The organism is Yimella sp. NH-Cas1, from assembly GCF_022359705.1.
GTDB classification, from domain to species: Bacteria; Actinomycetota; Actinomycetes; order Actinomycetales; family Dermatophilaceae; genus Yimella; species Yimella lutea.
Map to the genome: position 1 here is coordinate 1469192 of NZ_JAKSGG010000003.1, position 17701 is coordinate 1486892.

The following is a 17701-nucleotide window of genomic DNA, read 5'->3' on the forward strand; positions in this document are numbered from 1 at the left end:
GTGCAAGCCGACACTGTCACCATTCGCGCCCAGCCGGCACGTAGCGCGAGTCGAAGCCCGAGTCGCACGGCTGTCATGCCGGCACCGCCGTGGGATTCGCGATCGCCCCGTCCCGCAGGGTGACATTCCGGTGGGCGTACGACGCCACCCGGACGTCGTGGGTCACCAGCACGATGGCAGCGCCGTGCTCGGTCGCGGTGTGAACCAGGCTGTCCATCACGACTTGTCCGGCGACGGTGTCGAGCGCACCTGTCGGTTCGTCGGCGAAGACGATCGCCGGCCGGTGCACGAGTGCTCGAGCGACGGCCACCCGCTGGGATTGTCCTCCTGACACGGTCCCCGCCGAACCATCCGCGACATCATCGACCCCCAACTCGGTCATGAGTTCCATGGCGCGAGTCCGCGCCTGCGCGCGTGAGGCTCCCAACAACTGCAGCGGCAGCATGACGTTCTCGACCATGGTCAGTTCTGGGATGAGGTCGCCGAACTGGAAGACGAAGCCCATACGCCGCAGGCGAATCGCACTTCTTTTGGACTCGGACAGCGAGCTGAGGGGACGTTCCAGCAAGGTGACCTCGCCTACGTCCGGTGCAAGGATGCCGGCGAGAACATGCAGAAGTGTCGACTTGCCCGACCCGCTCGGACCCATGATCGAGACCATCTCGCCCTCGGTGAGCGAGAAGTCGACGTCGCGCAACACCTCGGTGGTGCCCAGGCGCAGTCGCAGGCCTCGCCCTGAAAGCAGTTTCACAGTTCGTTCTCCAGTCGGGACAGGCGCGTGCCAGCGATGTCGATCCATTCGAGATCGGCTCGCAGATGTGCCAGTTCGTAATCACCGGCCAACCGCCGTATCGGATCAGCCTCGTGGCGGCGCGCAGTGACCTCGCGCATCCGAGTGAGGTACAACTCGCGGTGAGCATCCAACACGGCGTCGCCGTCCTCACCTGCAACGATGGCCAGGATGACCTTGCTGAAAACCTCGCTCGGTCGCCCACCCGGGATCGATGGGGTACGAATCCACTGCTGCACGGTGGACACACCGGTGTCCGTGATGGCGAACATACGACGGTCCGCAGCCGTGCCCTTCTCGAAGCCCATACCGGCGCAATAGCCGTCCCGTTCCAACCGGGCCAGAGTGGAATACACCTGTGCTGCTTTGACTTCGCGCTCCTGTCCGAGCAACTCGTCGTATTGCTGCTTCAGGGCGAAACCATGGTTCGGCGCAGGGGACAACAGGGCCAAGATGGCCATCGGAACGCTCATGATGAGAATGTACACTCCGTTTAGTTACTCAGTGCTGTTTCAGCACAACGTGCCCGCTGCGCGTGTCGCCATCACCGCTTTCCCTGGCGCCGTTCAATCGGTGCGCAGGATGTCGAAGCCCGTCGCCGAGCGCCTTGACGGGATGCGTGACAGACTCACGCTGATGCCGATCCCATTGCCCACCAAGCGAATCCGTGACGACGGGCTGACTCGTCGGCGCGAACCGGTGAATGGCGTCATGACCGCCTGGGTGGAGCGACCCGGTCGACCCCACACGCGTCCGCTGGTATTGATCCCCGGCCTGTCGATGTCGTGGCACGCCTTCCGTTGGTTCCTCGACCGGCACCCACTCGATCGACCGATTCTGGTGATCGATCCGCCCGGTTGCGGACGAAGCGCGCGATTGCCGCACCGGATGGACGCCGACGCCCAGGCGCAGCATCTGGCGGCCTGGCTCGACCACCTCGAGCGCGGTCCGGTCGACGTCGTGGGCCATTCCCTCGGGGCCATCACCGCGGCCCGCCTCGCGGCGCAGCGCGCCGACCTCGCCACTTCGATCATCCTGGTCTCCCCCTCGCCGGATGATCGGTGGCCCAGGATGCGAAACCATGTCGGCGCGTTGGTGAAGGGCGTTCCGGCCGAGGCACCGCGGGTCTTCGCTCAGGCCGCGTTCGACTACCTCCGCTCGAACCCTCGGGTGCTCGCCGGATTCAACACCGAAGCCGGACGCCCGGCGTCCGACGTCATGAACGACGTCCACACACGAGTGCTCGTCGTGCGTGGTTCCGCCGACCGGGTCTCCAGTCACAGATGGTGCGACGAACTGGCCGCGGCAGCGAACGGCGACGTCGTCACCGTGCCTGACGGCGCGCACGGCCTCCCGCAACAGATGCCAGGCGACCTGGTCGCGATCGTCGCCGCGTTCACCGCTCGCCGCGGGCACCCGTGAGAGGCTGGACCGCACACCCACCCGACTCAGGGGGCTTCGGCCATGGGCTCCCCCTACTTCTTCTCGTCCTTGGCCGCAGATGCCTTCTTCGGCGAACGCTTCCGGCGCAGTTCGGGCAATACATCGGTGCCGTACGCCTTGATCATCTCTCGATAGTCCGGCCCCATGTTCGCGACGTAGATGTCGTCGAAGCCGGCGTCGACGAACGGCTCGAACGCCTGGACGTGCTCGCGGGCATCGGGACCGAACGCGCCGTTCTCGGCGAACTTCTCCCGGGTCACCAACTCCGCAGCCTGCTCGAAGTGCTTCGGACTCGGCAGCACCTGGGACAACTCCCCCGGCACGCCCGCGTTGGGCCAGATCCCGAAGGCGGCATCGATCGCGGCGTCCCGGTTCTTGCCCCACGCCACCTTGAAGCCCGCCTGCGTCGGCGCCTTCGCGCCCTTTGCCTTCCGGAACTTCTTCACGCTTTCCGCATCGGGCTGCGTGGTGATGAATCCGTCGCCGATGCGGCTCGCGAGCTCGAGCGCCTTCGGACCGAACGCACTCACGTAGATCGGCGGCGGGCTGTCCGGCACGGAATAGATGCGGGCGGTGTCGACCGTGTAGTACGGCCCCTCGTGTGACACCACCTCGTCGGTCCACAACTCGCGGATGAGGCCCACGGCCTCCTCCAGCATGTCCAGCCGGACGTCGGCGTGCGGCCAGACGTCGCCCAGGATGTGCTCGTTGAGCGCCTCGCCACTGCCCACACCGAGGGTGAAGCGCCCGCCGGTGAGCAGGGCACTGGTGGCTGCTGCCTGGGCGATGATCGCGGGATGGATCCGAACCGTCGGGCAGGTGACCGCCGTCGTGATCGGTAGATCACAGACCTGGCTGATGGCACCGATCATCGACCACACGAACGGCGACTCGCCCTGCGCATCGGTCCACGGGTGGAAGTGATCGCTGATCCACAGCGCGTCGAACCCGGCCGCCTGCGCCAGACGTGCCTGCTCGATCAACTGCTCGGGTGAATACTCCTCGCACGAAAGGAAGTAACCGATGCGCTTCATTGCAATGCCTCCGTCGGTCGTGGTCGGTGTGAACAGACTGGCACCGCACGGACGTCGGGTGACGGTTTCGTGACCGCCGAGCTTCGCAAGTGGCCAGACTGACGACATGGCCAAGAGCGAACAGACCGCGATCGAGGTCGGCGGTCACGAGATCAAGGTGACCAACCTCGACAAGGTGATGTACCCCGAGACCGGCACGACCAAGAGCGACGTCATCGACTACTACCGCCAGGTGGCCCCGTGGTTCGTCGCGCATGCGTCGCGCCGACCGGCGACACGCAAGCGCTGGGTCGACGGTGTGGGTACAGCTGACGAGCCGAGGGACGCGTTCTTCCACAAGAACCTCGATCCCGCGTCGACGCCGGACTGGGTCGCCACGGTGTCCTTGGAACATCGCCATCGCGCGTCGACCTACCCACTTGTCGACGACGAAGCCACCTTGGTCTGGCTGGCCCAGCTGGCGAGTCTGGAGATCCACGTCCCGCAGTGGAAGGTCGGTCCGCGCGGCGGGCATCAGAACCCTGACCGGATGATTCTCGACCTCGACCCGGGCGAGGGTGCCGGCATCGCAAAGTGCATCGAGGTCGCCCACCTCTGCAAGGAACTGCTGGACGGAATGAAGCTGACGTCGGTGCCGGTCACCAGCGGCAGCAAGGGTATTCACCTGTACGCCGGATTGGACGGCAAGCACACGGCAGCACAGGTCACCGAGGTGGCCAAGGCGCTCGCCGAGGCTCTGGAGAAAGAGCACCCGGATCTGGTGGTCAGCAACATGCGCAAGGACGTTCGCGGCGGCCGGGTGCTCATCGACTGGAGCGAGAACAACGGCAACAAGACGGCTGTCGCGCCGTACTCCTTGCGCGGACGGGATCACCCGTATGTCGCTGTCCCTCGCGAGTGGAACGAACTCACCGCCTCCCTGGAGCAACTCACGCCGACGCAGGTTCTGCAGCGTCTTGCCTCCATCGGCGATCCGATGCAAGTGCTGCTGGACAAGGACGAACGCGTCTCGCGCACCGCAAAGGATCGGTTGACGAAGTACCGGAGCATGCGGGATCAGGCCAAGACACCGGAACCGGTGCCCGAGGCGTCCCCCGTTGCCGGCGAAGGACATTCGTTCGTCATCCAGGAGCATCACGCCAGCCGCCTGCACTACGACTTCCGGCTCGAACGGGACGGCGTGCTGGTGTCGTGGGCGGTGCCCAAGGGGCCACCGGACGACCCGAAGGAGAACCACCTCGCGGTCATGACCGAGGACCATCCGCTGGAGTACGGCAGCTTCGAGGGCACGATCCCGCAGGGTCAGTACGGCGGCGGTGAGGTGAAGATCTGGGACGCCGGCACCTACGAGTGCGAGAAGTGGCGCGATGACAAGGAAGTGATCGCTGTCCTGCACGGGCGTCCCGACGGAGGCCTGGGCGGAGAGCCGGTGAAGTTCGCGATCATCCATACCAAGATGGGCGGCGACGACAAGAACTGGCTGATGCACCGCATGGAGCTCGAACCAGCCGACAGCCAGGCCGCGACCGGCACCTCCGATTCCACGACCGACCAGAAGTTGCCGCGCTTCGAGGCGATGCTCGCGAGTGTCGGTTCGGTCGACGACCTCGGCTCACGTGACTGGGTGTTCGAGACGAAATGGGACGGCTACCGCGCGATCGCCGAGGTCACCGGCGGTCAGGCGTCGCTGCGCAGCCGCAACGGCAAGGATTTCACGCGCACCTATCCCGAACTCGCCGAACTGGGTTCGCTCCTCGATGGCCACACCGCGGTGCTCGACGGCGAGATCGTCGCGCTCGACGAGGACGGCAGGTCAAATTTCGGCAGCCTGCAGAATCACGGTGCGGGTGGATCGAAGGCGCACTACATGGTGTTCGATCTGCTGTACCTCGACGGCGAATCCCTGCTCCGGACGCCGTACTCGGAGCGTCGAAAGGCACTGGAAGCACTCACGCTGGACGGCGAATACATCCACCTGCCAGTGACTTTGGGTTCGGACGCAGAGGCAGCGTTGAAGGTCAGCAAGGACCTGAAACTCGAAGGGATGATCGCCAAGACCATCGACGGCGTTTATCAGCAGGGCAAGCGCGCGGGGACGTGGTTGAAGATCAAGAACCAGCGAATGCAGGAGGTGATCGTCGTCGGTTGGAAACCCGGTGCGGGCAGTCGTGCGAACACGATCGGCTCGTTGCTCTTGGCCGTCAACGGGGACGACGGACTCACCTACGTCGGACGTGTCGGCACCGGGTTCAACGCCAAGCAGTTGGCCGAGATCAAGAAGCGCCTGGAGCGACTGGAACGCAAGACTCCCGCGCTCGACGACGTGCCTCGCGCCGACGCCAAGGATGCCAAGTGGGTGCGACCCAGCGAGGTCGGTGAGGTGACTTTCGGTGAGTGGACAGTCACCGACCGGCTGCGCCACCCCGCCTGGCGCGGCTGGCGTCCGGACAAGAACCCGCAGGACGTGGTCAGGGAGGATGGCTGAACTGCACGCAAGCCCGGGCATCAGGTACAGGCCCGAGAGGTCGGTTTCTCGAAGGGGGACGCACCGCAATGGCCGGCCTACGAACCGGACACTCGCAGCGTCATGCGTTGTGCGGACGACTCCGCTGTCGTCCACGACCCCCGATCGGAGGATCGCCGCAGCTGGATGCGACGGGGCTGAACCGCTACCTCTCGTCGTGCCGGACGGCGTGCTGGGCCTTCGCGTTGAGCACCTCGGTGCGGATGGCAGCCATGATCAGGTCGGTCGCTTCACGCGCCGCCTGGTCGTCGGTCCGTCCGGCGAACACGCTCAGGTCGATCCGCGGCCCGACGCTGAAGTGGGCCGAGTGGCGGTGCCAGAGGTGCTCGGTCCCCTGCTTCGGGCCCCAGAGCCCGACCGGGAAGACCGGCGCTTCGGGATGCTTCAATGCGAGCCGCGCAGCGCCTGTTCGGGCCGGGCCCGGCATCCGATCGGGTTCGGTGGTCAGCCGTCCCTCGGGGTAGAGCACCACGACCTGCCCGAGGTCGAGACGGCGCCCGGCCTCGTCCAGAGCTGCGGCGGCGTTCGCGGATCCGCGTGCGACGGGAATCTGACCGGTCGCCCGGGCGAGCCACCCGACCACCGGCCAGGAGAACACCTCACGCATCGCGAGGAAGTGCGGAAAACGACTGTGTCCGATCACCATTCGAGCAACGGCGAGTGGCTCACTCATCGTCATGTGGTTCGCGACGATGATCACCGGGCCTTCGCCCGGGATGTCGTCGGACCGGGTGTACCGCACGCGGTGGGCGACTTTCGCGAGCGACCAGACCAGCGCGAACCCCGCCGCGTCCTTGGCGCGCAGCAGCAGCGGCTTCTTCTGTCCCATCACGCCCTCCCAGCCTCATTTATCGCTGAAGAACACCATGACGGCTCGGGTGAACACCGACAGTCCGACGATCAGTAGAACGACACCCGAGACAAACCATGGCGAGAACTTTCCTTCCGGCGTAAGCCCCGCTCCCGCGCCGCCCGCGAGAACGTGAGGAGAAACAAGTCCCTTGGAACACGTTGCTACGCTATCGACGATCTGCTTGAGTCCTTTACAAATCAGCGTTGCACCTACCTGCCGTCCCGTCCTGCCGTTTGAGAGGCTGGACCCGTACCTGAAACGACCCAAGGAGACGCCTTGATCTTCATCACCGCCAAGTTCCCAGTGAAGCCCGAGCACGCCGACGACTGGCCGCAGCTGGCGAAGGAGTTCACCGAGGCGTGCAACGCCGAGGACGGCTGCCTGTTCTTCCGCTGGTCGCGGTGCCTCGACGACCCGAACGAGTACATCCTCATCGAAGCGTTCGAGGACGACGACGCCGGCGCGAAGCACGTGCAGAGCGACCACTTCAAGAAGGCCACCGCCGAGTTGCCGAAGTACCTGCAGCGCACCCCGGACATCGTGAACACGAAGGTCGAGGGGTGGAGCAAGCTCGGCGAGATGTCGGTGGACTGAGTTCATATCCTGATCGGGTCGGTCAATGGACCGGTGGTCTGGACAAGGCGCAGACGAAGCGGGCACTGACCGGTGAGGACCCGTTCGACGAGACCACCGTGCTCGACGACGACCACCACGGTCACGCGTACGACGGTGATCACCACGACCAGCCGCGCAAGCAGGCGCAGCACGTCTGAGATGCACGATTGGCGCGGTCCGGGAGCGATCCCGGGCCGCGTTTTGCGTCCGCCTATCCTCGACCCCATGCGTTGTGGGTACTTCGATCGGCACGAGTGCCGGTCGTGCACGTTCATGAATGTGCCGTACCCGCAGCAGGTCCACGACGGCGACGACCTCGTCGCGAGGACTCTTGTCGAGCACGTCCGAGCCGATCAATGGCTGCCACCCGCGACCGGACCCGAGTCGGGTTTTCGGAACAAGGCGAAGCTGGTGGTCGGTGGACGCCGCGGCGAACCGAGCCTCGGCATCCTCGACGACCACGGCAACGGCATCGATCTCACCGGGTGCGGTCTGTACCAACCCGCCTTGGCCGACGCGCTGCCGTTGCTGAGGGAGGTCCTCGCCGAAGCGGAGCTCACGCCGTACGACGTCCCGAGCCGCAACGGCGAGCTGAAGAATCTCATCGTCACCCACTCCCCCGACGGCGAGTTCATGATCCGGTTCGTGCTGCGCTCCACCGGACAACTGGGCAAGGTGGAACGAGCAATTCCGTTGCTGCACAAGCACGTTCCTGGCACGAGGGTCGTGTCGGTGAACCTGCTGCCCGATCATCGTGCGGTGATGGAGGGTGCGCAGGAGATCGTCCTCACCGAGCACGACACCCTCCCGATGCGGATGGGCGAGGTCAGACTGCACCTGCGCCCGGCGAGCTTCTTCCAGACGAACACATTCGTCGCCACTCAGCTGTACGCACAGGCATCGGACTGGATCGGCGATCTCACTCCCGCGGTCCTGCTGGATCTGTTCTGCGGTGTGGGCGGGTTCGGGTTGACCGCTGCCGGTCAAGGCGTGCGGGAGGTGTTCGGAGCGGAACTGTCCCCGGACGCAATCATCAGTGCTCGGCGCACGGCCGCCGAACTCGAGTCCGCGGGTGCGACATCCAGATTCACCTTCGTGGCGGGGGACGCGTTCGAAGCTGTCGCTGCGGCGCCCGCGGCGGACGTCGTCGTCGTGAACCCACCCCGACGGGGCATCGGCCCGGACGTCTGCAAATGGCTCGAGCACTCGGGCACCCGTCACCTCGTCTACTCCAGTTGCAATTCACGCACCCTGGCGACGGATCTCGTTCTGCTGCCGTCGTTCGGCGTCGACCGAGCACGGGTGTTCCACATGTTTCCGCAGAGCAGTCACCACGAGGTGCTGGTGCAGCTGAGCCGTACATGATCCGGCAGTGGGTCATTCATGAGTCGTAGTCGCCGCCACCGTCCACGATCACCGTTTCCACAAGAACACGGCATCGACGCGATGCGAATATCGCTGCCGCACAATTATTCTTGGACAACGGTGCGTGATCACCTCGTCGAACGTCTGTCAGCGCTCACGCCGGACAAGGTCGATGCCAAGCTCGACGCGGGAGATGTCGCAGAAGCCGACGGTACGCAGGTCGGTCGCTCCACGCCCTACGTCGCCGGACGGGTGGTGTTCGTCCGGCGGGAGTTCGCACCCGAGCCGGTCGTACCGTTCGGGATCCCGGTCATCCACGAGGACGAGCGGATCCTGGTCGTCGACAAGCCACCGTTCCTGGCGACGATGCCTCGCGGCATCCACATCGTCCAGACCGCCGTTGCACGATTGCGAGACGAACTCGATCTGCCGTTGCTCAGTCCGGCTCATCGGCTCGACCGGTTGACCAGCGGCGTGCTGGTGCTGACCAAGGACCCGCGGTGGCGTGGCCCCTACCAGGAGTTGTTCGCCACCCGAAGAGTCGTCAAGACCTACCTCGCACTGGCGCCCGCGCTGGAGGACTTCGAACAAACCACCGATGTGTACCTGCACCTGACGAAGGTGCACGGCGAGCACGCAACCCGTGTCGAGGTTGCCCACCCGGAACCCAACTCCTACACCAGGATCCGACGGGTCGAACACCGTGGCGACGACGCTCTGTACGAGCTACGGCCGGTCACCGGACGGACGCATCAACTGCGGGCGACGATGAGCCACCTCGGTGCACCGATCATCGGTGACCCGCTGTACGCCCGGCAGCTGCAGGTCGCGCGGAACGACTTCAGCACCCCACTGCAGTTGCTCGCAGCCACCATCGAGTTCGTCGACCCGGTGACGAAGGAGCCGGTCAGCCACCGAAGTGGCCGCCGGCTCCCCGTCTGCGGAGTCTCGTCTTGACGTTGAGCGCGGGACAAGCAGATCTCACGCCTTTCGGTACCACTCCCCGGAGCGGCGGACACCCTCGGCGAGGTCGACCTTCGGACCGAACCCGGTCGCCTGTTCCAGCAACTGCACGTCGGGGCAAGGTCGCACCACCGAGCCCACCGGCACCGGACGCGGCTCGCGGGCTCCGCCGGATCCGATTACCCCGACCACCAGTGCGGCCAGGTCGGCGATCGTGGTCTCCTCGGCGCCGTTGCCGATATGCACGATCCGGCCGGCCAGCGCGTCTGACCGGGTAGCGGCTTCCGCTCTCCGGAGGCGTCCAATTTGCGCAAGTGTTCAAGACAAGTGCTCGCGCTACCCTGACGGCAGTCTGATTCGGCGGGACTGCCGCGCATCGCCAGGACTGATGAGCTTGAATCAGGACTCGACCACTGCACCATCGACGACAACCCCCAGGAGATCTCGTGGACATCGACGGCAAGGTGGCGATCGTCACCGGAGCGGGCGCAGGCATCGGCGCCGCACTCGGACGAGCGCTGGTGGGAGGCGGTGCACGGGTCGTGCTCGCCGACCTGTCCCCCACCGTGCAGGACGTCGCAGAAGAATTGGGCGACAGCGCAGTTGCCGTCACCGGTGATGTGGCCGATCCCGGTGTGATCGACGAGTTGATCGGCGTGGCCGACGACCGCTTCGGCGACGTCCACCTCTACTTCGCGAACGCCGGCGTGATCGGGGCCAGCGGACTCGAGGTCACCGAGCAGCAGTGGGACCACAGCTTCGAGGTCAACACCCGCGCTCATATCCGGGCGGCACAGCGCCTGGTCCCCCGCTGGGTGGAGGCCGGATCCGGCTACTTCGTCAGCACGGCTTCCGCGGCAGGCCTGCTCACCCAGATCGGATCGGCCACCTACACAGTCACCAAACACGCTGCAGTCGCTTACGCGGAGTGGCTCAGCATCACCTTCGGCGATCAGGGCGTCGGAGTCAGCTGCCTGTGCCCCATGGGAGTCGAGACCGCGATCCTGTACGCCGGTCGCGACAGTGGCGACCGGCTCGGAATGGCGGCCACCAACGCCGTGCTGTCGGCGGGAGACGTGCTGACGCCCGACACGGTTGCGCAGGAGGTGCTGGAAGCCGTTGCGGCGCAGCGATTCCTGATCCTGCCGCACGCCCAGGTGCTTGAGATGATGCGACAGAAGACGTCGGATCACGAGCGCTGGCTGCGCGGAATGCGTCGTTACCAGGCGTCCTTGCTCGCCGACTGACCGCAGCGCAGACCTCGGCTCAGGCGAAACTCCACGATCGTTTGCTCAGTCCGTACCAGAACCCGTCGATCTCACTGCTCCCGCTGACCGCACCATCGACGGAGCCCGCGCCGAGGGCGACGAACAGCGGTGCCCAGTGCTCCGAGCGCGGGTGCGCCTCACGGGCCGCGGGCGCCTTGGACTCCCAGTCGAGGATGGCGTCGACGTCCCCGGCGCCCACGCGCTCGGCCGCCCAGTGGTCGAACTCGCGAGATGGCGTCGGGGCAGGGGCGTCCGCCGGTTCGGACGGGTGGAACCACCGCAGGTTGTGGGTGGTGAACCCGGAGCCGACGATGAGAGTGCCTTCGTCGCGCAGTGTCGACAGCTTGCGGCCGAAGTCGAACAGGCTGCGTGGGTCGAGCGTCGGCAGGGAGACCTGCAGAACCGGCACCTCGGCGTCGGGGTACATCTCGACCATCGGCACGTAGGCACCGTGATCGAGTCCGCGATCCTGGTCCTGGAAGACGGGACCGAGATCGGCGACATTGCGGGCCACCGAGGCGGCGAGTTCGTCCGCGGCCGGCGGGTGGTAGGTCACCTCGTAGTACTTCGGGTCGAAGCCCCAGAAGTCGTAAGTCAGTGGTGCACCGGTGGTCGAAGACACCGTGATCGGGCTGTTCTCCCAGTGCGCCGAGACGATCAGCACGTTGCGTGGGGTGGGCAGCCTCGTGGACCACGCGGACAGCTCGCTCGCCCATGTGCGGTCGTCGGCGAGCGGCGGCGCACCATGGGACAGATAGATCACCGGCATACGTTCGCTCATGGATACAGCGTAGGCAGTTTTTGTTGATCTATCAACTACTACACCGCAGAGCCGTTCAGTACCCCGCGCCGGGATTGAGCAGGCCCTGCGGATCCCAGACCTTCCGGATCGCGTGTTGCAGACCCATCACGTCCTCACCGAGCTGGCGCGACAGCAACGGCTGCTTGAGCCGCCCGACTCCGTGCTCGCCGGTGATCGTTCCTCCGAGCGAGAGCGCCAACTCCATGATCTGGGTGAAAGCCGTTGCAGCGCGCCGCTTTTCATCCTCGTTCGACGCGTCGTACACGATGACCGGATGGGTGTTGCCGTCACCCGCGTGAGCCACCACAGCGATCAGCAGATCGTGCTCTGCCGCGATGTCGGCCACTCCCCCGACGAGTTCGGGCAGCAGCGGCACCGGTGCTCCGACGTCCTCCAGCATGTAGGCACCGAGCCGTTCGAGGGCCGGGAACACCGCGCGTCGTGCTTCGACGAACATCGCGCCTTCGTCCGGGTCGTCGGTCTCGAAGATCTCGGTCGCGGACGCTTCTTCGCACGCCGCGCGCGCGGCCGCGAGTTCGAGGGCGCGCGACTCGCCGGCGGCGTCCGACTGGATGAGCAGCATCGCGCCGGCCGCGCGGTCGAGGCCCATCGCTCGATAGTCCTCGACCGCGTTGATCGAGGCGTTGTCGATGAGTTCGACCATCGAGGGACGACTGGTCGCGCAGGTGGCGACCACCGCTCGAGCCGCGTCCGTCAGCGTCGCGAAGGTGGCGACCAACGTCGCGGGTTCGGGCAGTTTCGGCACCAGGCGACACAACACCTCGGTGACGATGCCGAGGGTGCCCTCGCTGCCGACCAGCAACTTGATCAGCGGCAGACCGGCGACGTCCTTCAGTCGCGGGCCGCCGAGGGTGATGAGCCGACCGTCGGCCAGCACCACCTGCAGACCCAGCACGTAGTCGACGGTGACCCCGTACTTCACACAGCACAGGCCGCCGGCATTGGTCGCGACGTTGCCGCCGATGGTGGAGATCTGGAAGGACGACGGGTCCGGCGGGTACCACAGACCGTGTTCGGCAGCGGCCTGCTTGACGGAGGCGTTCAGCGCGCCCGCCTGCGCGCGTGCGGTTCGGGTGGCCGGATCGACCTCGATCGCGGTCATCCGTTCGAGGCAGAGCACGATGCTGCCGGCCTGGGCACTCGCACCACCGGACAAGCCGGAGCCGGCGCCGCGCGGAATCACGAATACTCCGTGCCGCGTGGCCCATCGCATCGTCGCCTGCACCTGTTCGACGTTCCGAGGCAGCACAACCGCCAACGGCAACACCGCGTCCGGGTCACGGGCCCAGTCGTAACGGTAGGCCTCGCGCTGCTCGTCGCTGGTGCGCACCACGTCGGCGCCCAGTTCATCGGTCAGTTCCTCGACCACACCGGCCTGCGCTTCTCGGCTCGCGCTCATCGTGACCTCCTGGATTCGATTCCGCCCTCACCCTAGGACGCGGAACAACCTCGCCCGTGCAGTGGTTTGACCAACCGTGAACCCAATTGTCCCGCTCTCGGTCCTCGAACTCGTCCCGGTCAGCGAAGGAATGGCGCGCTCGACCGCCTTCGACCACACGCGCACCCTCGCGGCCGATGTGGATCGCCTCGGTTACAAGCGCCTCTGGGTGGCCGAGCATCACGGGAGTACGACCTTCATGGCGTCCGCGAGTTCGGTGGTGCTGGCCGACCTGGCACACCACACCGAACGCATCCGCCTGGGCAGCGGCGGGGTCATGCTGCCCAACCACGCACCCCTGATGGTCGCCGAGTACTACGGCACCCTCGCCACCTTGTACGGCGACCGTTTCGACCTCGGCATCGGACGCGCCCCCGGCACCGACCCGATGACCGCTGCCGCCCTGCGGCGCGGCGAACCGGACCTGAACTCATTCGCATCGGACGTCGTCGCGATCATCGATCTGCTGGGCGAGCCGCGGTCGCTGCCCGGCGGCGTCCGGGCGATCCCCGGCGAGGGCACGAACGTTCCGGTGTGGATGCTCGGGTCGTCCACCGGCGGCGCCCAGGTGGCGGCCGCACTTGGGCTGCCCTACTCGTTCGCCTCCCATTTCGCACCGCAGCAGATCCGGGAGGCGCTGCAGGTGTACCGCGAGCACTTCCAGGCCGACGTGCGCACAGCACAGGTGGACCGGCCGACGGTGATGGCGGGGGCGAACGTGATCATCGCCGACACCCAGGCCGAGGCGGAGCGGCTGTTCACCACCTCGCAGCAGATGCGCGTCCACCTGCGCACCGGACAACTCGGCCCGCTCCTGCCGCCGGTCGACGACCTCTCGACGGTGATCCCGGAGGCAGCACTGCAGTTCGCCGGGCGACCCGACGAGCGCGCGACCTTCGTCGGGACGGCGCAGACCGTCCGCGACCGGTTGGGCGAGTTCGTCGAGGAGTACTCCCTCGACGAGGTCATCGTGACGACGTACACCTTCGACCCGCAGCACCGTCGCGAGTCCTACGACGCGCTGGCGCAGGCCTGGGGTCTGCCCGGCTGATCGAGACACGGTGACTCGCCGGCGAGTTGCGTCGTCGGATCCCGGTGAGGGATTCGGCGCCGCACGTCAGGGCGTCAGGATCACCTTGCCGGTCGTTCGGCGGCCCTCGAGAGCCTCATAAGCCGCTGCCGCTCGGTCGATCGGGTAACTCGCCCCGATCTCCAGACGCAACGAGCCGTCGGCCAACCCACCGAGCACTTCGCGTGCACGCCAGAGCAATTCGTCGCGGTCGAGCAGGTAGTCACGCAGCGTCGGGCTGGTGACGAACAGCGACCCTCCACTGTTGAGGCGCTGCAGGTCGAACGGCGGCACCTGTCCGCTCGCTCCGCCGAAGAGCACCATCATCCCGCGTGGACGCAGGCTGGCCAGGGACGCGTCGAAGGTCGTCTCGCCCACGCCGTCGTACACGACGTCGACGCCGCGCCCGGCCACCCGTCGGACCTCGTGGGCCAAGGCTTCACCTTCGAACTCGCGGTAGTTGATCGTGTGTGCGGCACCCAGATCGTGCGCGATGCGCAGTTTGTACTCGCTGCCGGCCGTCGCAATGACGTCGGCCCCTTTGGCCCCGATCATCTGCACGAGCAGCTGACCCACGCCTCCGGCAGCGGCGTGGACGAGCGCGACCTGATCGCGCTGCACCGGCCAGGTGGAGTTGACCAGGTAATGAGCCGTCATCCCCTGCAGCATCGCCGCCGCGGCGATATCGAGACCCAGACCGTCGGGCACGGGCACCACGACAGACGCCTTCACGTTCACCAGTTCGGCTGCGCTGCCGCCGGATTGGCCCCAGGCAACTCGGTCGCCGACGGCGAAATCTGCCACGCCGTCACCGACAGCCACGACCTCGCCGGCAGCCTCCTCGCCCAGGACGAACGGGGTGTCACCGGCATAGACGCCCTGCCGCTTGTAGACGTCGATGAAGTTGACTCCGATGGCGGCCACCTGCACCTGGATCTCGTCCGGCCCGGGCGGTACGACATCGACGTCCTGCACTGCGAGGACGGATCGGTCGCCGTGTTCGGTCACCATGAGTGCGCGCGTCATGTGTTCACTCTATGACCGCCATGCCGACGAATCCTTCCCCGGAGTCGGAGGCTGGTCATACGGGCCGACATGAACGATCGTCCAAGTCCATCGGGGCCTTGGGTCCCCTTCCTGCGCATCCAGGACGCGGCGCCGGTCTCCGCCGACGCCGCCCGCTGAGTCACTCGAAGGGCGTGGGATCGCCGGCACCGACCCGGACGATCTCGGGGTAGCCGGACGCGAAGTCCACGACGGTGGTGGGTTCGGTGCCGCACTCCCCGCTGTCGATGACGGCGTCCACCTCGTGATCGAGGCGATCCTTGATCGACCAGCCGTCGACCATCGGTTCGTCCTCACCGGGTAGCAACAGGGTGCTGGTCAGCAGCGGTTCGCCGAGGGCGCTGAGCAACGAGTGCACCACCGGGTGACTCGGAATGCGCACCCCGACGGTCTTCTTCTTGGCGTGCATGAACCTTCGCGGCACCTCGGAGGTGGCCGGCAGGATGAAGGTGTACTGGCCCGGCGTCGCGGCCTTCAGCGCACGGAACACCTTGTTGTCGATGATCACGAACTGGCCGAGCTGTGCGAAGTCGTGACACATCAGCGTGAAGTGGTGCTTGTCGTCCAGCTGCCGGATTCGCATGATCCGATCCTTCGCGTCGGCATTGCCGAGCATCGCACCGAGCGCGAAGCAGGAGTCTGTCGGATATGCGATCAGGCCGCCGTCGCGCAGGATGTCGACCGCCTGGTTGATGCTGCGCGGCTGCGGGTCGACCGGGTGGACGTCGTAATAGCGGGCCATGGCGCAAATTTACGCCGGGTTGCCCCACTTGGCGGCCAGGGCGCGAACGACCTTCAGGTCGCGGGTGGTCGCCGGCCCGACCAGCTTTTCGATACGCGCATTGGAGATCTTCGCCTGGTGCGCAGATTTCGCCAGCCACCAATGGATTTCGTCACCATCGACCATCAGTCGCTCACCGTCGACCTCCCAGCCGCCGATCGTCCGCGCGGTATCGAACGACGGCGTCTCGACGCAGAACGTCACATAGCGACTCTGCACACCGTCGATGGGATCGGGCAATGCATCGGCGTGGGCAGCGATCCGGCTCAGTTGATCCGGTGTTCGGAGCACCACCGGGACAGGGAAGCCGAACTCGTCCTCGATCAGGCGCTCGAGCGTGGCAACGATCTTCGCGCGGCTGCGCATGGCCGTCCTGAGCCGGATGTTTCCTGACTGGATGTGAGTTTCGACGTCATCGAAACCGTTGTTGGACAGCAGCTTTCGCAGCTGCTCCATCTTCACCCACCGAGGCGCGACGTTCACCGCTCGCAGGAACGCGATGTGGACCGCCATCGAGGCTCAGTGGCCCTCGGCGATGTGCATCGTCACCGGTGCGCCGAGCTGAACGGTCCGGCTGACCGTGCAGAGGCGGTCGTGCGACTGCTGCACCGAATCGGGCAGCACCTTGCGAGCGGCATCGCCTGCTTCGCCCTCGGGGAACGTGACCTCGAACCGCACCGTGATCGGCCCCATGTGGTTGTGCTGTTCGTCGCGCAGCTTCTCCCCCGACGCCGTCACCTCGAAGGTGTCGGGTTCGCTGCGACGGCTGGTGAAGATGTCGACGTCGATGGCCGAGCAACCGGCGATCGAGGCCAACAGAAGTTCGACCGGCGTGAACTGGTCGTCACCGCCGCTGCCGAAGTCGAGGATGCCGCCGCGGGCGTTGGTCGCGCGGAACTTGCCGGCGGACGTCCGGACGATGGAGACCGAGCGCATGGCGTCGTTGTTCGTCATGCTGCCAAGCCTGCCACTAGCGTGGCGGCCATGAGCCAACCGGTGGAGCACAGCCTCGTCCTGATCCGACACGGCCAGACCGAGTGGTCCCGCACCGGCCAGCACACCGGCACCACCGACATGCCGCTGTTGCCCGACGGCGAAGCGGACGCCCGCCGGATGGCCGACTTCCTGGCCGACATGAACTTCATCGGCGCGTTCAGTTCACCGATGCAACGGGCAGTCCGGACGGCGGAACTGGCCGGTCTGCGCGATGTCGAGATCGCGCCCGAACTTCGTGAATGGGACTACGGCGGCTACGAAGGCATGACCACGCCGCAGATCCGCGAGCAGGTCGGCGATCCGACGTGGGAGGTCTTCAAGGACGGTGTCGTCCCGGGCAAGACTCCCGGCGAGTCCGTGTGGGACGTCGCCGCCCGTGTCTCCCACGTCCTGGCGAAGGTGACGCCGATGATCGACGAAGGCAACGTTGCGCTGGTCGCCCACGGTCACTCGTTGCGCATCCTGGCATCGGTGTTCCTGCAGATGAGCCCCCGCTTCGGCGCCCGTCTGCTGCTGGGTGCCGGCTCGATCTCGATGCTCGGCTTCCACCACGGTCAGCCGACCATCCAGGTGTGGAACCACCAGATCAAGGACTGATCCGGCACCGCAATCCGAGCACCCTCCGGTGATCGGCGCACTTTGGAACGTGCGCCGATGACAAGAGACGACGCGGA

Annotated in this window: 20 protein-coding genes; 8 read left to right on the forward strand and 12 right to left on the reverse strand. The window is 66.2% G+C overall.

The features are described from left to right. Nucleotides 1–73 precede the first annotated feature (73 nt). Both MF407_RS07380 and MF407_RS07385 read right to left on the reverse strand, forming a co-directional pair. Nucleotides 74–751: an ABC transporter ATP-binding protein gene (locus MF407_RS07380; RefSeq protein ID WP_239701896.1), complete on the reverse strand. Its 678-nt coding sequence runs from the start codon at nucleotides 749–751 to the stop codon at nucleotides 74–76. Further along, on the reverse strand, nucleotides 748–1263 hold the full coding sequence (locus MF407_RS07385) for a PadR family transcriptional regulator (protein WP_239701897.1): 516 nt from the start codon (nucleotides 1261–1263) through the stop codon (nucleotides 748–750). Before MF407_RS07385 ends, MF407_RS07380 begins: the two co-directional genes overlap by 4 nt. Before the next feature lie 109 nt (nucleotides 1264–1372). Between MF407_RS07385 and MF407_RS07390 the strand changes: the two genes are divergently transcribed. Further along, nucleotides 1373–2212 carry an alpha/beta hydrolase gene (locus MF407_RS07390; RefSeq protein ID WP_239701898.1) on the forward strand — a complete coding sequence of 280 codons (840 nt, stop codon included), beginning with the start codon at nucleotides 1373–1375 and terminating at the stop codon, nucleotides 2210–2212. A gap of 53 nt (nucleotides 2213–2265) precedes the next feature. On the opposite strand, the gene MF407_RS07395 is transcribed toward MF407_RS07390, so the two are convergent. Further along, on the reverse strand, nucleotides 2266–3267 hold the full coding sequence (locus tag MF407_RS07395; protein WP_239701899.1) for a TIGR03557 family F420-dependent LLM class oxidoreductase: 1002 nt from the start codon (nucleotides 3265–3267) through the stop codon (nucleotides 2266–2268). A 106-nt stretch (nucleotides 3268–3373) separates the two neighbouring features. Here MF407_RS07395 and MF407_RS07400 point away from each other — a divergent pair, with 106 nt between their 5' ends. Continuing rightward, on the forward strand, nucleotides 3374–5752 hold the full coding sequence (locus tag MF407_RS07400; protein ID WP_239701900.1) for an ATP-dependent DNA ligase: 2379 nt from the start codon (nucleotides 3374–3376) through the stop codon (nucleotides 5750–5752). 184 nt (nucleotides 5753–5936) lie between these two features. Here the strand turns inward: MF407_RS07400 and MF407_RS07405 are convergent, their stop codons facing one another. Next, complete coding sequence (locus MF407_RS07405) at nucleotides 5937–6620, reverse strand: lysophospholipid acyltransferase family protein (protein ID WP_129623839.1); 684 nt, start codon at nucleotides 6618–6620, stop codon at nucleotides 5937–5939. Nucleotides 6621–6920: 300 nt separating this feature from the next. On the opposite strand from MF407_RS07405, the gene MF407_RS07410 reads away from it, so the two are divergent. After that, the gene (locus tag MF407_RS07410; protein ID WP_129623840.1) at nucleotides 6921–7238 is read left to right on the forward strand and encodes a putative quinol monooxygenase; all 318 of its coding nucleotides are present in this window, start codon (nucleotides 6921–6923) and stop codon (nucleotides 7236–7238) included. A gap of 2 nt (nucleotides 7239–7240) precedes the next feature. Here the strand turns inward: MF407_RS07410 and MF407_RS07415 are convergent, their stop codons facing one another. Next, on the reverse strand, nucleotides 7241–7411 hold the full coding sequence (locus MF407_RS07415) for a hypothetical protein (RefSeq protein ID WP_239701901.1): 171 nt from the start codon (nucleotides 7409–7411) through the stop codon (nucleotides 7241–7243). Between the two features lie 121 nt (nucleotides 7412–7532). Here MF407_RS07415 and MF407_RS07420 point away from each other — a divergent pair, with 121 nt between their 5' ends. Together MF407_RS07420 and MF407_RS07425 are read left to right on the forward strand one after the other, a co-directional pair. Then, a complete protein-coding gene (locus tag MF407_RS07420; protein WP_239701902.1) occupies nucleotides 7533–8624 on the forward strand; it encodes an RsmD family RNA methyltransferase in 1092 nt (363 codons plus the stop codon). 120 nt (nucleotides 8625–8744) lie between these two features. Further along, complete coding sequence (locus tag MF407_RS07425) at nucleotides 8745–9581, forward strand: pseudouridine synthase (RefSeq protein WP_239701903.1); 837 nt, start codon at nucleotides 8745–8747, stop codon at nucleotides 9579–9581. Between the two features lie 24 nt (nucleotides 9582–9605). Here the strand turns inward: MF407_RS07425 and MF407_RS07430 are convergent, their stop codons facing one another. After that, a complete protein-coding gene (locus MF407_RS07430) occupies nucleotides 9606–9833 on the reverse strand; it encodes a hypothetical protein (protein WP_239701904.1) in 228 nt (75 codons plus the stop codon). 200 nt (nucleotides 9834–10033) lie between these two features. Between MF407_RS07430 and MF407_RS07435 the strand changes: the two genes are divergently transcribed. Continuing rightward, complete coding sequence (locus MF407_RS07435) at nucleotides 10034–10834, forward strand: SDR family NAD(P)-dependent oxidoreductase (RefSeq protein WP_239701905.1); 801 nt, start codon at nucleotides 10034–10036, stop codon at nucleotides 10832–10834. Nucleotides 10835–10853: 19 nt separating this feature from the next. Here the strand turns inward: MF407_RS07435 and MF407_RS07440 are convergent, their stop codons facing one another. Then, the gene (locus MF407_RS07440) at nucleotides 10854–11636 is read right to left on the reverse strand and encodes a class III extradiol ring-cleavage dioxygenase (protein ID WP_239701906.1); all 783 of its coding nucleotides are present in this window, start codon (nucleotides 11634–11636) and stop codon (nucleotides 10854–10856) included. 55 nt (nucleotides 11637–11691) lie between these two features. Further along, nucleotides 11692–13077 (reverse strand): FAD-linked oxidase C-terminal domain-containing protein, encoded by a 1386-nt coding sequence (locus MF407_RS07445; protein ID WP_239701907.1) that lies wholly within the window; start codon nucleotides 13075–13077, stop codon nucleotides 11692–11694. A 76-nt stretch (nucleotides 13078–13153) separates the two neighbouring features. Between MF407_RS07445 and MF407_RS07450 the strand changes: the two genes are divergently transcribed. Then, nucleotides 13154–14167 (forward strand): LLM class flavin-dependent oxidoreductase, encoded by a 1014-nt coding sequence (locus MF407_RS07450; RefSeq protein ID WP_239701908.1) that lies wholly within the window; start codon nucleotides 13154–13156, stop codon nucleotides 14165–14167. A gap of 66 nt (nucleotides 14168–14233) precedes the next feature. Here MF407_RS07450 and MF407_RS07455 read toward each other — a convergent pair whose 3' ends face one another. The 4 genes from MF407_RS07455 to MF407_RS07470 all read right to left on the reverse strand — a co-directional run bounded on the left by MF407_RS07455 (nucleotide 14234) and on the right by MF407_RS07470 (nucleotide 16985). Then, complete coding sequence (locus MF407_RS07455; RefSeq protein ID WP_239701909.1) at nucleotides 14234–15211, reverse strand: quinone oxidoreductase; 978 nt, start codon at nucleotides 15209–15211, stop codon at nucleotides 14234–14236. Nucleotides 15212–15371: 160 nt separating this feature from the next. Next, nucleotides 15372–15992 (reverse strand): L-threonylcarbamoyladenylate synthase, encoded by a 621-nt coding sequence (locus MF407_RS07460; protein WP_129623848.1) that lies wholly within the window; start codon nucleotides 15990–15992, stop codon nucleotides 15372–15374. A 9-nt stretch (nucleotides 15993–16001) separates the two neighbouring features. Next, a complete protein-coding gene (locus MF407_RS07465; protein WP_275578210.1) occupies nucleotides 16002–16544 on the reverse strand; it encodes a DUF1697 domain-containing protein in 543 nt (180 codons plus the stop codon). Between the two features lie 6 nt (nucleotides 16545–16550). Next, the gene (locus MF407_RS07470; RefSeq protein WP_239701910.1) at nucleotides 16551–16985 is read right to left on the reverse strand and encodes an OsmC family protein; all 435 of its coding nucleotides are present in this window, start codon (nucleotides 16983–16985) and stop codon (nucleotides 16551–16553) included. A 30-nt stretch (nucleotides 16986–17015) separates the two neighbouring features. Between MF407_RS07470 and MF407_RS07475 the strand changes: the two genes are divergently transcribed. Beyond that, nucleotides 17016–17624: a histidine phosphatase family protein gene (locus MF407_RS07475; RefSeq protein ID WP_239701911.1), complete on the forward strand. Its 609-nt coding sequence runs from the start codon at nucleotides 17016–17018 to the stop codon at nucleotides 17622–17624. Nucleotides 17625–17701 lie beyond the last annotated feature (77 nt).